10 protein-coding genes are annotated in these 14,799 nt (G+C 71.8%); 2 read left to right on the forward strand and 8 right to left on the reverse strand.

Features of this window, described 5'->3' with window-relative positions:
* Positions 1–10 precede the first annotated feature (10 nt).
* The gene (locus AB0O21_RS25450; RefSeq protein WP_365174311.1) at positions 11–1,786 is read right to left on the reverse strand and encodes an acyl-CoA dehydrogenase; all 1,776 of its coding nucleotides are present in this window, start codon (positions 1,784–1,786) and stop codon (positions 11–13) included.
* Positions 1,783–3,594 (reverse strand): fatty acyl-AMP ligase, encoded by a 1,812-nt coding sequence (locus tag AB0O21_RS25455; RefSeq protein WP_365174313.1) that lies wholly within the window; start codon positions 3,592–3,594, stop codon positions 1,783–1,785. Before AB0O21_RS25455 ends, AB0O21_RS25450 begins: the two co-directional genes overlap by 4 nt.
* A 154-nt stretch (positions 3,595–3,748) precedes the next feature.
* Here AB0O21_RS25455 and AB0O21_RS25460 point away from each other — a divergent pair, with 154 nt between their 5' ends.
* Positions 3,749–4,714 carry an ACP S-malonyltransferase gene (locus AB0O21_RS25460; RefSeq protein ID WP_365174316.1) on the forward strand — a complete coding sequence of 322 codons (966 nt, stop codon included), beginning with the start codon at positions 3,749–3,751 and terminating at the stop codon, positions 4,712–4,714.
* A 58-nt stretch (positions 4,715–4,772) separates the two neighbouring features.
* Here the strand turns inward: AB0O21_RS25460 and AB0O21_RS25465 are convergent, their stop codons facing one another.
* Positions 4,773–6,371 (reverse strand): PQQ-binding-like beta-propeller repeat protein, encoded by a 1,599-nt coding sequence (locus AB0O21_RS25465; RefSeq protein WP_365174318.1) that lies wholly within the window; start codon positions 6,369–6,371, stop codon positions 4,773–4,775.
* Between the two features lie 79 nt (positions 6,372–6,450).
* Positions 6,451–8,046 carry an AMP-binding protein gene (locus AB0O21_RS25470; protein WP_365174321.1) on the reverse strand — a complete coding sequence of 532 codons (1,596 nt, stop codon included), beginning with the start codon at positions 8,044–8,046 and terminating at the stop codon, positions 6,451–6,453.
* A gap of 73 nt (positions 8,047–8,119) precedes the next feature.
* On the opposite strand from AB0O21_RS25470, the gene AB0O21_RS25475 reads away from it, so the two are divergent.
* Positions 8,120–8,389, forward strand: a complete 270-nt coding sequence (locus AB0O21_RS25475) for a phosphopantetheine-binding protein (protein ID WP_365174323.1) — start codon at positions 8,120–8,122, stop codon at positions 8,387–8,389.
* A 67-nt stretch (positions 8,390–8,456) separates the two neighbouring features.
* On the opposite strand, the gene AB0O21_RS25480 is transcribed toward AB0O21_RS25475, so the two are convergent.
* From AB0O21_RS25480 to AB0O21_RS25495, 4 genes are all read right to left on the reverse strand, one after another.
* The gene (locus tag AB0O21_RS25480) at positions 8,457–9,707 is read right to left on the reverse strand and encodes an aminotransferase class I/II-fold pyridoxal phosphate-dependent enzyme (RefSeq protein WP_365174326.1); all 1,251 of its coding nucleotides are present in this window, start codon (positions 9,705–9,707) and stop codon (positions 8,457–8,459) included.
* Positions 9,704–11,086, reverse strand: a complete 1,383-nt coding sequence (locus AB0O21_RS25485; protein WP_365174329.1) for a lysine 2,3-aminomutase — start codon at positions 11,084–11,086, stop codon at positions 9,704–9,706. Before AB0O21_RS25485 ends, AB0O21_RS25480 begins: the two co-directional genes overlap by 4 nt.
* 237 nt (positions 11,087–11,323) lie before the next feature.
* A complete protein-coding gene (locus tag AB0O21_RS25490) occupies positions 11,324–12,949 on the reverse strand; it encodes an MFS transporter (RefSeq protein WP_365174332.1) in 1,626 nt (541 codons plus the stop codon).
* A 235-nt stretch (positions 12,950–13,184) separates the two neighbouring features.
* Complete coding sequence (locus AB0O21_RS25495) at positions 13,185–14,780, reverse strand: AMP-binding protein (RefSeq protein WP_365174335.1); 1,596 nt, start codon at positions 14,778–14,780, stop codon at positions 13,185–13,187.
* Positions 14,781–14,799: the final 19 nt, after the last annotated feature.

The raw sequence follows: 14,799 nt of genomic DNA on the forward strand, positions 1-14,799 counted from the left end.
ACTCCTTCGGTCAACCCGGGATCGGGGTCGAGTAGAGGTCGTAGCTGGTCTGGGTGGAGAAGCGGAGCTGGACCTCGTGCCGGATCCGCGTCTCGCATTCCGGGGGGAGGTCGGCGACGCGCGCGCCGAGGCGCTGCGCGATGCGGTGCAGGGCGGCGGCCGCCCAGGACGGGTCGGCGAGGAACGGGTCGGGCCCGTAGCGGCCCTGGTCCCACAGGCCGAGTACGGCGGCCCCGGCCAGCAGCAGGGCGTAGCGGTCCATGAGGGCGAACGTCGCGGGCTGCGCGCCGGCCCCCGAGCCGGCGGCCTCCAGCCGCAGCACCCGGCCGCGTACGTCGCGGAACTCCTCGACGAGCTGGCCGGCGAGGGTGCGCAGGGCGCGCTCCACGGGGCCGTTGCCGTCGATGCCGGCGGCGACGGCGAGCAGGGTGGCGCTGAGCGAGTCCCGCCCGCAGGCGAGGGAGAGCCGGTCGGTGCGCAGCGGCGGCAGGTCGCCGCGCAGCCGGAACAGGCCGGAGGGCGCCTCGTCCTCGATGAACCAGGAGCCGCGGGCCAGGCGGGGCATCTGCGGGATGACGGTGGCCTGGCAGGCGACGGTCCCGGCGTGGCCGAGGCTGAGCACCGGTACGTCCCTGACGTGCTTCTGGAAGATGCCCAGGGTTCCCTCGCGGGTGTAGAAGCCGGAGCCCAGCACGATGGACAGGTCGTACATGGTCTCGGTGAGGACGCGGGGCAGCAGGTACTTGAGCGCCGCCGAGTAGACGCTGGTCTCGGCGGGCAGCAGGTGCAGGGCGCGGGTGGCGACGACGGCGAGGCTGTCGTAGAGCAGCAGGTTGACGAAGGCGTTGGTGAGGGCCGCGCCGGTGCGGCTGCCGTCGGTGCCGCGGCCCTGCCAGCCGCCGGACTGCTCGCGGTCGAAGCGGACGGCGGTGCGCAGGCTGGTGTCGAGGGCTGCGACGGCGGTCGCGGCGATGACGGTGCGGCTGATCTGGAAGGAGCGCAGGGCGGTCTCGATGCCGCTGCCCTCGGGACCCAGCAGCGCGGACCGGGGCACCGGGCAGTCGTCGAACTCGACGCCGGCGAACCGGCAGCCGCGCAGCCCGACGGGGATCCTGCGGGCGGTGACGGCCGCGCGGACGTCGGTGAGCTGTTCGGGCTCCAGCAGCAGCACGGAGTGGCTGCGGCTGCGGCCGGAGCTGTCGGGGCCCGGGTCGGTGCGGCAGAACAGGACGAGCGCCCCGGCCCGTTCCAGGTTGTTGACCATCGGCTTGCCGCCGCTGATCAGGTAGCCGTCGGGGCCCCGGCGGGCGGTGACCTGGCTGCGTACGTAGTCGTTGCTGTGGGCGGTCTCGTGCTGGGCGATGGCCGCCTTGCCGCCCTCGCGCAGCAGTCCGGCGAGCCAGTGCCGCTGCCGGGAGCTGCCGGCGGTCCACACGTCGGAGGCGGCCATGAAGGTGGTCATGCCGTGGCCCATGGCCAGGCCCACGTCCCGGCGGAAGACCGGGCGCATGATCCTGACCAGGGTGTCCATGGCGTCGAGCCGGCCGCCGAGCGCGCGCGGGATGTACTCGTCGGTGATGCCGAACTCGTCGAGGAGCGCCTCTCCGGCGGCGAAGGGCACGGCCGCCCGGTCGGCTTCCAGCAGGGCGGTGTAGCCGGCCGGGTTGGCCGGGTCCGAGGGGTCGCCGAGCAGGGCCTCCAGTTCGGCGACGCGGGCCCGGACGGCGCTCTCGCGCTGCTGCGCGGCGCTGCCGGCGGCCGACCGCTCGCCGAGCAGGGCGGTCACCACCGCCTTCCTCCGTCGGCTCCTTCCGGCCGCAGCAGGTCTTCCCCGAACAGCACGTCCTCGGCGCGGGCCAGCGCCCACACGTCGGGGGTGAGCACCTCGTACTCGCCGCGGACGACGCCGTCGAGGAACAGCTTGCGCATCAGGGTGCGCTGGACCTTGCCGCTGCTGGTGCGGCGGACGGTGCCGGGGCGCACGAGCAGGATGTTGCCGGCCGGGACCTCGAACTCCTGGCCGATCAGGGCCTGGATCTTCTGTGCGACGGTGCGCAGTTCGGCGCTGCCCGCGCCGCGCACCTCCTGGACGAGGACGAGGTGCTCGCGGCCCGCGTCCACGGAGAACGCGGCGCCCGCGCCGAAGGTCAGGGCCGGGCTGACGGTCCGCGCCGCCCATTCGACGTCCTGCGGGTACACGTTGCGCCCGTTGATGATGACGACTTCCTTGAGCCGCCCGGTGACGAACAGCTCGCCGTCCTCGAGCATCCCCAGGTCGCCGGTGCGCAGGAAGTTGCTCTCCTCGTCGTTGAGGCTGGCGCGGAAGGTGCGCACGGTCTCGGTGGGCCGCTTCCAGTAGCCGCGGGCGACGCTGTAGCCGCGCAGCCAGATCTCGCCGACGGCGCCGGGCGGGAGCTCGTGGTGGGTCAGCGGGTCGACGATGCGGACCTCGATGTCCACGGGGGCGCCGCAGCCGATGAGGGTCTGCCGGCGCTCTTCGGTCCCGGCAGTGACGACCCGGTCGCGTTCGAGGGCGGTCTTGTTGAACGACTTGCGGACGTGGGGGGTGCCGGGGACGCCGCCGGAGACGACGAGGGTGGCCTCGGCCAGTCCGTAGCAGGGGCGCAGCGCCTCGGGGCGGAAGCCGGCGGGGGCGAAGCGCTCGGCGAACTCGTCCAGGCTCTCGGGGCGGACCGGTTCGGCTCCGTTGAGGGCGAGGCGCCAGCGGGACAGGTCGAGGGCGGCGATCTGCTCGTCCTTGACGCGGCGGACGCACAGGTCGTAGCAGAAGTTGGGGCCGCCGCCCACGGTGACGCCGTACTCGTCGATGGCCTGGAGCCAGCGCAGCGGGCGCTTGACGAAGGACAGCGGGGTGACCTGGACGCTGCGGCTGCCGAGGTAGACCGGGTGGAGCAGGTGGGCGACCAGTCCCATGTCGTGGAAGTAGGGCAGCCAGCTGCCGAAGACGTCCTCGCGGGTGGTGTGCAGGAGCTTCTGCAGGGCGGCCTGGTTGGCGAGGAGGTTGCGGTGCGAGACGGTCACGCCGCGCGGTTCGGAGACCGAGCCGGAGGTGTACTGGAGGAAGACGAGGTCGTCGGGGCGGACGGTGACGGGCTGCCAGGCGTCGGGGTCGCCGATCCCGGGGACGTCGCTGACCACGCAGGCGGCGTCGGAGCGGGAGTTGCGGGCGAGCCACAGCGCGACCTCGGGGGCGGCGGAGGTCTCGGTGAGGACGACCTTGGCGCCGGTGTCCTTCAGGACGGCGGTGGTGCGGTTGAGCCGCTTGTCGCGCCCGGCCTCGCCCGGCGGCGGGACGGGGACGGCGACGGCTCCCGCGTACAGGCAGCCGGCGAAGGCCTTGAGGAACTCCACGGTCGAGGAGTAGACGAGCAGCACGGGCTGCTCGGCCACGCCGTACCCCTGGAGGCAGGCCGCGATGCGCCGGGCCTCGCGGTCCAGCTCTCCGTAGGTGAGGTGCTCGGCCACCGCCCCGCCGGCCGCGTCGCGGAGGAAGATGTGCACATCCTCGTCGGCGAGTTCTGCCGTCTGCACGCGGAGCAGTTCGGTGAAGGTGGCGAAGCGTGACTCTGACATCCGCGGCATCCCCTCGCGTCTGCGGGCCCGTGGATTGTGCGGACCTCGTTTCCCGCCGATCCTCCAGAAGCGTCCTTAAGGTTCGCTTGCGCGGCCGCCAACTCAGGGGGCGGCAGGGGTGCTCGGCGAAGGGCCGAAGGGCAACGCTCGGCCCATGAACACTCACACCGGAACCGGGAGCGTGCCGAAGACGGCGATCGTCTTTCCCGGAATGCAGCCGACGGCCTTCTCCGAGGTCGCCAAATTCATGCTGGTCAATCCGTACGCGCGCGAACTGTACGCGACCGCCGACGACGTACTGGGATATCGGCTGGCCGACCGCTACCAGCAGACCGAGGGCGACTATTCCCTGTACGGGCAGATCTCCTTCGTGGTGAACTGCCTCGCCCTGGCGCGCTGGGCCGGGGAGCGGCTGGACATCGACCCGGCCTTCGTGGCGGGGCCGAGTTTCGGCGCCCGCGCCGCCGCCGTCCATTCCGGGGTGCTCGAATTCGCCGATGCCGTGTCGATGACCGCGCGGCTGGCCGACACGATGGAGGAGTACTTCACGCGGGAACACCCGGCGCTGGTGACCCAGTCGATCGCGCGGGTGCCGCAGGACAAGGTCGAAGTGCTGCGCCGGGAGCTGGACGAACGGGGCGAGTGGAGCGACGTGTCCTGCGTCGTCGACGACGACTTCACCATGCTCACCGTGCACGAGTCGGTCCTGGACTGGCTCCAGCGGCGGATCCGGTCCTTCGGCGGGATGCCGATGTACACGATGAAGCCGCCCATGCACTCCTACCTGTTCGGCGGACTGCGCGACCGGGTCGCCGAGGAGATCTTCTCCGGCCTGACCTGGAACGATCCGCGGCTGCCGGTCGTCGCCGACCAGGACGGCCGCCTGGTGACCACCGGTGAGGGGGTGCGGGAGATGCTGCTGGACGGGTTCGTGCGTACGGTGCGCTGGCCCGAGGTGGTGTCCGCGCTGAAGGGGGCGGGGGTCGGCCGGCTGTACGTGTCCGGGCAGGACGGGCTGTTCACCCGGGTCGCGTGCACCACCCGCGCCTTCGAGGTGGTGCCGGTGACGCCGAGGTCGGCGATGCGGCCGGTGCGGCGGCGGCTGCCGGTGGCCGTCTGAGGCGGCCGCGGCAGGAGGGGCCGGTACCCGTCGGGTACCGGCCCGTCCTGCGCATCCGCTACTTGCCGTCCACCGTGAAGGCGTAGAAGGTGCCCTCGGTGAAGCTGCCGGTGGTGCCGCCGCCGTTGGCGAAGCGGGCGTAGCCGTTGCCCCAGTAGACGGTGCCGTCCACGACGGCCGGGCCCGCGTTGGAGGAGTACGGCGCGGTGAAGTCCCACAGGTAGGCGCCGGTCGCCCCGTCGAAGGCGTACATGCGGCCGCTGGTGGAGCCGCCGAAGACCACCCCGTTCACGGTGGTCAGGGCGCCCCAGGCGAAGCCGTCGGTGCGGTCCGCGACCTGCCAGAGGATCTTGCCGGTCTGCGGGTCGAGCGCCGCGAAGGAGCTGCGGTTGGTCGTGGTGCCGTCCGCCAGCTGGTAGGGCCCGCGGTTGAAGTTGGCCTCGGCGATGTAGATCCGCTTGTCGTCATTGGCGGTACCCCACTGGATGCCGCCGATGTGGCCGCCGGGGCCCGCCGCCGCACTCCAGACCACCTGTCCGGTGGTCGCGTCCATCAGCCAGTACTCGCCGCTCTTCTCGCCCGCGCCGATCACCTTGCGGGGGCATCCGTCCGGCCCCTTGATGGTGATCAGGTGCGCTCCGTCGCCGAAGTCGTAGTCGTAACCCGGGTTCGGCGGGCAGTTGTTGGGCGGGAAGCCGGGGATGCAGCCGGTGTTCCAGGCGTCGAACCGCTTGGCTCCGGTGTTCCACTTGACCTGGCCGGTCCCCATGTCGAGGGCCAGGACGGTGTCCACGTAGTTGTCCGGGGCGTAGCACTCGGCCGGGGTGTGGCCGGCGGACTGGCAGTCGCTGACGGACTGCGGGACCGTGTAGTTGTTGCCGGTGGTGAAGTACACGGTGTTCGTCGACGGGTCCAGGGCCGGGGTGCCCCAGACGGCCACGCCGCTGTAGCCGCCCGGCTGACCGCCGTTGTCGGGGGTCGTGTACTGGCGCCAGATCCGGTCGCCGGTGGCGGCGTCGAAGGCGTTCACGCTGCCGCGGAAGGTGCAGCAGGGGAAGTTCGGGTCGAGGGCGCCCTCGGACTCGCGGGAGGAAACCCCCTGGTAGATCACGCCGTTGTGCACGACGGGCGACTGGGTCAGCACCGCCTTGTACTGGGTGTCGACCTCCTTGCTCCAGACCTTGTTGCCGGTGGCCGCGTCGACCGAGATCAGGACGGCCTTGCTCCAGTCGGCTATGTACACCTTGCCGCCGACGACGGCGGGGCTGGTCCGGGAGACGGAGGCCGCGTCGCCCGTGTAGTCGGAGACCTTGCGCGACCAGATCGGGCTGCCGGTCTTCGCGTCCACCTTGTGCAGGTAGCCGCCCCAGTCCGGGAAGTACACGGCGCCGTCGACCACGGCGGGGGTCGCGGACACGTCGCCGCGGGTGGCGAAGGTCCACTTGGCCTTCAGCCGGCCGACGTTGCCCTTGTTGATCGTGGTTTCCTGCGGGTTGAACCGGCTGTTGCGGATGTCGTGCCCGCCGGACGCCCAGGAGGACTTGACGTACGCCGCGCTGGTGGACGGGGCGGTGAACAGCGTGGCGGTCAGTGCGAGTACGGCGAGCAGGACGAGCCTGCGGAACGCGGTGTGGCGGTGCCAGGGTCTTCTGTGCATGGGGGACTTCCTCTTTGGGACTGTGGTGGCTGTGATGGTCTTCGGGTGGATCGCGTGGATCGGGTCGGTAAGCCGGGGCTCACGGGACGGGCACCGGCACGCGTGTGCCGTGCAGTTCGGCCGCCCGGGCGGTGAGCGCCAGCCGGTCGGTCTTCTTGTTGGTGTTGAGGGGGAACTCGCCCAGCCGGTGGTAGTGGCGCGGGATCAGCTGGGCGGGCAGTACGGGGGCCAGGTCGCGGTGGAACTCCTGCGGCGAGCGCTGCTCGCCGAGGTAGAAGGCGACGAGTTCGGTGCTGTTGGCCACGGGTACGCCGACCACGACGGCCCCGCTGACGGGCGAGGCGGCGCGCAGCGCGTGCTCCACCTCGGCCAGTTCGACGCGGTAGCCCTGCACCTGCACCTGGGAGTCCGTACGGCCCAGGTAGACGAGTTCGCCGCCGGCGAGCCGGCGGACCCGGTCGCCGGTGCGGTACCAGAGCACGCCGTCCTGCTCCCGGTACTTGCCGCGGCCGTCCTCCGGGTCGAGGTAGCCGGCCGACAGCTGCGGCCCGGACAGCCACAGTTCGCCCTCGTCGGAGGCGGGTTCGCCGTGTTCGTCGAGGAGCAGTTCCGCGTGGCCGTCGTGCAGCAGGCCGAGCGGGACGACGCCGTTGACGCCGAGCCGGGTCGACTCCTCGGGCGACCAGGTGTGGCGGTGGGTGGTGATGGTCATCTCGGTCGGGCCGTAGACGTTGACCACCGCCGAGTGGGGGGCGGCCCGCTGCCAGGCGTCGGTGTCCTCGAACTGGAGGGCCTCGCCGCCGAAGTACGTCCAGCGCAGCGAGGGCATGCTGCCGGGCACCAGGCGGCCGGTGCGGCGGGACAGCGAGATCACGCTGGGCGCCGAGAACCAGACGGTGATGCCGTGCTCGGCGACGAAGCCGGGCAGGTCGCGGTAGGCGTGCGGGGAGACGGAGACGAGCGGGGCGCCGACCGCCCAGGCGCACCACAGGTCGGAGACCGCCGAGTCCCAGTTGAGGTTGGCGGCCTGGGAGAAGACGTCGTCGGCCGTGAAGTCGTACCAGGCGTCCATGAGCGAGAAGTAGTGCGCCATGTTGCCGTGGGTGAGCCGGACCCCCTTCGGGCGGCCGGTGGATCCCGAGGTGAACAGGACGTAGGCCACGTCCTCGGGGGCGGCGGACCGCGGCGCCGACAGCGCCGTGTCCGGGCCCGCGGCCAGGGGCAGCAGGGCGCTGACGTCGGCCAGGGCCAACGCGTCGGCCTCGTCGAGGTGGGGGGCGAGCACCGGGAGGCCGCCGAGCCGCCCCGCCAGTCCCCCGCCGAGCAGGGCCGCGCCCTCCTCGTCCACGACCAGGGCGGAGACCTGCGCCGAGTCGAGCATCGAGGCGATCTTCCCGGCCGGGAAGTCGGCCAGCACCGGCACGGCGGGCAGGCCCGCGTACAGGCTCGCCAGGATGGCGACGTACGAGGTCAGGCTGCGGCCGGCCAGGATGCCGACGGCCGTCGGCGGCCCGCCGGGGGCGGCCAGCAGCGCTCCCGCCCAGGACAGGGCCAGTTCGTGGGCCGTCGTGTAGTCGACGGTGTCCTTCCCGACGCGGACCGCCACCCCGTGGGGGGATGTTTCCAGGCCGCGCAGGAAACGCGCGTGCAGCGCTGTCGAAGCTATTGATTCCATTTCTGCTCCTCATTTTCCGGCGCATTTCCGGGACGCATTGACAGCCGTCGCGGGCCGCCCTCATCATTCCCGTATGCCAGAACTCGCGAATCACACCTGGGATGGCGCTTTCGAGGCCGTCATCCGTCCGTTCCTGCCCTATCTCTCCCCCGACGAGAAACTGACCGGAGATTCCCAACTGAAGGATCTGGGACTGGACTCCATGGGTACGGTCGAACTGCTCGCCGCACTGGAAGGCGCCTATGACGTCCGTTTCCTGGACGACGCGCTGAAGCTGGAGAATTTCGCCAGTCCGGATATTCTCTGGAAAACGCTGATGACCTCGACAGAGTCCACCGCGTGAAAAACCGGATCCACCGGCCGGCCCGACCAGGATTTCAGATCCTTGTCGGGCCGCTTCATTTACGGGGCTAAAGGAGCCGCTGGAAACTGTCCTCGATCCGGTCCAGTACGGACCGGACGTGCGGCAGGGAGAGGGGGTCCTCGGCGTCCAGCGCCAGCTGCTGCTGCTCGGCGGTCTCGCCGTACAGCATGCTGGTGGCGCACTTGAAGCGCAGGGCCTCGCCCTCGTCGCCGAGCAGGTGTCCGGCGAGGACCACGATCCCGAGGTCGAGCATCCTGCGGGCCAGTGACGGCGAGTCGCCCACCTCGTGCTTGGCGAGTTCCTCGCGGACCGGTTCGAAGTCGGGGTAGACGTAGAACGCCCCGGTGGGCGGCCGGCACTTGGCTCCGGCCGCGACGCAGATGCGGTGGACGTCCCGGGCGACGATCCCGTGCAGCCGGGCGCTGGCCCGCAGCCGGTCCCGGATCTCCTCGGGCTCGGAGAAGGCGTACGCGGCGACCTCCTGCATGGGCCCCGCCAGCGTCGACCAGACCTCGCTGGCCACGGAGACCACGCCGGTGCGGATCCAGTCGCCCCACGGCCCTTCGGGGAAGCGGGCCACGCCGATGCGCCAGCCGCCCAGCGCCAGGCTCTTGCTGAGGCCGGTGGCGATCACGGTGGACTCGGGGGCCACCTCGGCGGGGCTGAGGTAGTCGGTGGCCGGGTCGTGCACGACGTCCCGGTAGATCTCGTCCGAGACGATGAGGAGGCCCTCCTCCTCGGCGATCGCGCACAGTTCGCGGATCATCGCTGGCGGGGCGAGGGTGCCGGTGGGGTTGTCCGGCAGGGTCAGCACCATGATGCGCGGGTCGTGGCCGAGCACCCGGGCCGCGTTGACGCATTCGCGCAGCGCGTCCGGGTCCGGTACGCCGCCGCACTCCTCGGGGATGGGGACGGCGATCGGGTGCTTGCCGGCCAGCCGGGCCTGGGGGGCGTACGTGTTCCACGCCGGGCGGGGCAGCAGGACGTCGCCGGGGACGGCCAGGTTGATGGCCATCAGCAGCGGTTTGCTGCCCGGGGCGACCACGATCTGCTCGGGGTCGGTGGGGATGCGGCGGCGCTCGAAGTAGCCCGCGGCCGCGGCGCGCACCCCGGGCGAACCGGCGACCGGGCCGTAGGCGTTGCGGGTGGCCCCCTGGGCGAGGCGTTCCACGAGCGGGCCGAAGGCCGGCAGCCGCGACTCGCCGAAGCCGAGGTGGATCAGGGGCTCCCCGGCCGCCTGGCGCTGCGCCACCAGCTGGTTGAGCGCCAGGTTCGGGGACATCCTCATGTCGGTCATGCCTGGCTCCCCACCGGCGCGGCGGCCCGGGTGCCGAAGAGTTCCGGTTCGGCCCGCCAGGCGGGGCCGGCGATCGCGCGGGCGATGTCGGCCGGCGCCGAGCGGTCGAGCCGCAGCTCGTCCAGCCAGGCCGCGTCGGGGTCGTAGTGCGCGAGGAAGGGACGGCCGACCAGGCCGGGCTCGCGGGCCTGCACCATGTGCAGCTGGAAGAAGCGGCCTTCCGCGTTCTCGATGATCCCGTCGACGGCCACCTTGCCGGGGGTCGCGGACATCACCGGGCCGCGGACGGTGCGGGCCAGGCCCGGCAGGGTGCGGTAGGCGGCCTGGTAGATCTCGGCCGCGCGGGCGAGCGGCACGCGGAAGTAGTCGTACGGGCCGGTGTCGCGCTCCACGAACATGTAGTACGGGACGGCGCCCAGGGCGAGTTCGGCCCGCCACATCCGGCTCCACACGTCCGGGTCGTCGTTGACCTTGGCGATGAGGGGGGCCTGGCAGTAGACGAGGGCGCCGGTGGACCTGATCCGGGCGACGGCCCGCCGGGCGAGGTCGGTCTCGAGTTCGCACGGGTGGCTGAAGTGGGCCATCACGGCGAGGTTGCGCCCGGAGGCGACGACCTTCTCGAACAGCCGCAGGACGTCGTCCGCGTCGGGGTCGCCGACGTAGCGCTGCGGCCAGTACGCGACGGACTTCGTGCCGATCCGGATGGTCCGCACGCTCTCCAGGGAGAGCAGCGGCTCCAGGTGGCTGCGCAGCCGTTCGGTGGACATCACCATCGGGTCGCCGCCGGTGACGAGCACGTCGCCCGCGTCCGGGTGGGCTTCGAGGTAGGAGATGAGCCCGCGGGGGTCGGGGGCGGCGAAGCGCAGGTCGGCGTCACCGACGAACTGGGCCCAGCGGAAGCAGTAGGTGCAGTACGAGTGGCAGGTCTGGCCCTGGCTCGGGAAGTACAGCACCGTCTCGCGGTACTTGTGCTGGAGACCGGGGACCTCGGCGCCGTCCCGGGTGGGGACGTTGAGCTCCTTCTGCCCGGACGGGTGCGGGTTGAGCCGGCCGCGGATCTGCTGCACGAGGGTGCGCAGGGCGACCTTCTGCGCGGGGTCCGCGGACAGGGCGGCCAGGTCGCGTTCGTTCTGTTCGGTGAGCATCCCCCGCTGCGGGAAGACCAGTTGGAACATGGGGTCGTCGGGGATCCGGTCCCAGTCGATGAGCTGCGACAGGACGTACTCGTTGACCCGGAAGGGCAGCACCATCGACACGAGCCGGACGGTTTCCCGTATGTCGGCGGGCAGGCCGTGGCGCTCGGCGATCTCGTCGAGCTGCCGCGGCCCGTATGCGCGGAACCGTGTCGTCTCGACAGGATCGGTTGCCAGCAGGGACATGCGGAATTCCTCCAGCCTGGTGCCTGGCAGTTCCGAGCGTGTGCTCGAACGCGATTCGATGCTAGGGAGACGAATCGGCCGTCGGACCCCAGAACCGACCCCAGCCCTACCCTTACGACGCACCGCCCGCGGGATCCCTCCGGTCTTCGCCGGACATGGCGAAGCCGCCCAGGACCGGCGGGGGTTGAGGTCCTGGACGGCTGTCGGCGGGCCTCCGGGCGGAGGCCGCGCCGAGTGTTACGCGATGCCGGTGCCGGGCTGCTGGACGGCGGCCTTGGGTGCCTCCGCGGCGGACTCGGCGGCCAGCTCGGCGGCGCGCGCGTTGTCGGTCTTGACGGCGCGCAGCCCGATCAGGGCGTAGACGGCCGCACCGGCCATCACGACCGCGCCGGCCACCGAGGCGGCGTGCACCTCGCTGGTGAAGGCCGCTCGGGCCGCGTCGACCAGGCTGGCGGACGCCTCGCCGGTGAGCTTCCCGGCCGCCGCCAGGGCGCCGCCGATGGTCTCGCGGGCCTGGTCCAGCGCGTCGGCGGGCACCCCGGCCGGGGCGTCCAGCGAGTCGCTGTTGCGGTAGACGGCGGCGCCGATGCTGCCGAGGACGGCGACACCGAGGGCGCCGCCGAGCTCCTGGCCGGTCTGGAGCAGGGCGGAGGCGGTACCGGCCCGCTCCGGCGGCACCTGGCCGACGACGAGCTCGGTGACCAGGGTGAGCACGGGGGTGAGGCCGACGGCGAGCGCGATGATGCCGATCAGGATCAGGACCAGGCCGTCCTCCTCGGGCACCTGGGTGAGCATCAGCAGGGCGACGGTGGCGATGGCGAACCCGGTGGCGATGATGACCGCGGGCCGGACGGTCCGGACCAGGACGGTGGCGACGGGCACGACCGCGCCGACCGCGAGGGTGCCGGGGATGGTCCACAGCGCGGACTTCAGGGCGCTCATGCCGAGCACCGACTGCATGTACTGGGTGGAGAAGAGCGAGTAGCCGACCAGGGTGAAGCAGGCCAGCATGTTGACGGTGACCGAGGCGCCGAAGGCACCGGTGCGGAAGATCGAGATGTCGACCATCGGGTCCGCGCTGGTGCGCTGGCGCCGCAGGAACAGCGGGACGAGGGCCAGGCCGACCACGATGGCGACGACGTACGTGACGGAGAAGCCGTCCACGGCGATCTTCTTGAAGCCGTAGATGACCGGCAGCACGATGGCCAGCGAGAGCGCGGCGCTTACAGGATCGAACTTCCCGGCCGCGGCGTCCTTGAACTCCGGCAGCAGGAACGGCGCCGCGACCAGCAGGAGCAGCATCACAGGGACGTTGATCAGGAAGACGGAACCCCACCAGAAGCCGGTGAGCAGCGCGCCGCTGACCACGGGGCCGAGCGCGGCGCCGGCGGCCATGCCGGTGGACCAGACCGCGACGGCGGTGCGGCGCTGGGTCTGGTCGCGGAACAGGTTCCGGATGAGGGCGAGCGTGGAGGGCATGAGGGTGGCGCCGCCGATGCCCTGGAGCGCCCGGGCGGTGATCACCATCTCGGGGTTGGAGGCGTAGGCGGCGAGCAGGGAGCCGCCGCCGAAGACCAGGGCACCGATGAGCAGGAGGCGGCGGCGGCCGATGCGGTCGCCGAGCGCACCCATGGTGAGCAGGACTCCGGAAAGGACGAAGCCGTAGATGTCGATCATCCACAGCTGCTCGCTGCCGGACGGCCGGAGGTCCTCGCTGATGGAGGGGATCGCGAAGTAGAGGACGGTCAGGTCCATGGAGACGAGCAGCACGGGCAGGAGCAGTACGCCGAGGGCGATCCATTCCTTGCGGCCCGCTTTGGCCTCCGGTCCGGTGGTGCCGTTCTCGCTCAGGGAGCTGGTCATGGGGACTGTCCAATGCAGTTGGGACGGGGCGTATGTACCAGTGAACGGATGGAGCGGCGCGGCGGCATGCTCCGGGAGCCGGAACAGGGGTGGAAACAGGGGTGGGGAGCGGGAACGGCATAGGGGTGGGAACAGGGGTCCGGACAGGGGTCGGGGCCCGGGCGGCTGGCCCGGGCCCCGACCGGCCTTCCCCTGGGGTCGGCCGGCCCTGGCGGGTCGGCGTTCCCGATCGGGGTCAGCCTTCCTCGGCGACGAGTGCCGCCAGGGCCCGGCGGTCGGTCTTGCCGTTGGGGGTGAGCGGGAGGGCGGGGATCAAACCCACTTTTCGCGGCACCATGTAGTCGGGCAGGGTCTGCTTGCAGAAGGCGCTCATCGACACGGGGTCGGCGTCGAATCCGCGGGCGGGAACCACGTACGCGTACAGCTCCGGGTCCTCGCCCGGCCGCGGGCGGACCACCGCCGCGGCCGCCTCGACGCCCGGGAACTCCAGGAGCCGGCGCTCGATCTCGCCCAGCTCCACCCGGTTGCCGCGGATCTTGACCTGGAGATCGGACCGTCCCACGAAGTACAGCTCACCACTCTCGCCACGGTATGCCAAGTCATTTGACTTGTAGACCAGTTGGCCGGACCTGGGATTGAGCGGATCGGGTACGAGCACCGACCGGGTGGCCTCCGGGTCGTCCCAGTAGCCGGTGAAGAGGGAGGGCCCGCGCAGGTGGATCTCGCCGACCACGCCCGGCTCCTCCACGGGCCGCCCCTGCTCGTCGATCAGCAGCATCTCGGCGCCCGGGTAGGCGAAGCCGATGGAGAGCTTGTCGACGCCCTCGGGCAGCGGGTTCGGCACGTCGGTGAGCGAGAACGCCATCGCCTCGGTCGGCCCGAAGCAGTTCACCACCCGCGCCTGCGGCAACAGGTCCTGGAGCTGGCGCAGTTCGGGCAGCGGGAAGGCCTCGCCGGAGAACAGCACCCCGCGCACCTGCCCGGCCAGCGCCGCCAGCCCCTTGGCCTCGTGGCGCAGGACGGGCCGCCAGATGGACGGCACCCCGTCGACCTGGGTGGCTCCGGTGTCGGAGAGGAAGCGCAGGAACCGGCGCGGCCAGTGCATCAGTTCGCGCGGTACGGGGATCAGCTGGGCCCCCGAGCCGAGCGCCAGCCCGATGTCCAGCAGCGCGAAGTCGAACTGCAGCGGCGAGGTGGTGGCCAGCCGGTCGGCGGCGGTGACGATGCCGTGCCGGCGCATCCCCCGGTAGAAGGACAGGACCCCGCGGTGGCTCATGACCACGCCCTTGGGCCGGCCCGTGGTGCCCGAAGTGAAGATCATGTACGCGGCGTCGGTGCCGACCGGCTCCCGGCGGTGCCGGGTGCGCGGGGCGGGGGCGCGCTCCACGACCACCCCGTCGGGCCCGAACCGGGCCGTCCCGATGGACTCGGGGACCCCTTCCCGGCCGCCCTGCACCGTCTGCAGGTGGAGGGCGGGTTCCGCGGTGGCGGCGATCGCGAGCAGCCGCGGGGTGGGGACCTCGGGGCTCACCGGGATGAAGGTGAGCCCGAGCATCGAGCAGGCGAGCAGCGCGGCCACGGCGCAGGCCGAGTTGTCCGACTCCAGGATCACCCGGTCGCCGATGTCGAGGCCGAGGGAGTCCAGGGTCAGGGCGTAGTCGCGGGCCCTGCGCTCCAGTTGGCGGTAGCTCAGCACGCGGCCGGCGCCGTCCTCGCCGGGCTCCCAGGCGGCCGGGCTGTCGGGTGCGGTGCGGGCCGCCGCCAGCATGAACTCGTGGATGCGTTCCGCCGGTCCGCGGACCGCGGCCGGAAGTTCCGTGCTCAGGCTCACCGTTGTGCCACCTCTGCTC

This window comes from Streptomyces sp. NPDC091371, from assembly GCF_040684275.1.
Classification (GTDB): Bacteria; Actinomycetota; Actinomycetes; order Streptomycetales; family Streptomycetaceae; genus Streptomyces.

Excerpts from the sequence above, each read along its gene's own strand:
- AB0O21_RS25470 (WP_365174321.1), bottom strand. The coding sequence starts at position 8,046 with ATGGAATCAATAGCTTCGACAGCGCTGCACGCGCGTTTCCTGCGCGGC.
- AB0O21_RS25460 (WP_365174316.1), top strand. The coding sequence starts at position 3,749 with ATGAACACTCACACCGGAACCGGGAGCGTGCCGAAGACGGCGATCGTC.
- AB0O21_RS25475 (WP_365174323.1), top strand. The coding sequence starts at position 8,120 with ATGCCAGAACTCGCGAATCACACCTGGGATGGCGCTTTCGAGGCCGTC.
- AB0O21_RS25465 (WP_365174318.1), bottom strand. The coding sequence starts at position 6,371 with ATGCACAGAAGACCCTGGCACCGCCACACCGCGTTCCGCAGGCTCGTC.
- AB0O21_RS25480 (WP_365174326.1), bottom strand. The coding sequence starts at position 9,707 with ATGACCGACATGAGGATGTCCCCGAACCTGGCGCTCAACCAGCTGGTG.
- AB0O21_RS25485 (WP_365174329.1), bottom strand. The coding sequence starts at position 11,086 with ATGTCCCTGCTGGCAACCGATCCTGTCGAGACGACACGGTTCCGCGCA.
- AB0O21_RS25455 (WP_365174313.1), bottom strand. The coding sequence starts at position 3,594 with ATGTCAGAGTCACGCTTCGCCACCTTCACCGAACTGCTCCGCGTGCAG.
- AB0O21_RS25490 (WP_365174332.1), bottom strand. The coding sequence starts at position 12,949 with ATGACCAGCTCCCTGAGCGAGAACGGCACCACCGGACCGGAGGCCAAA.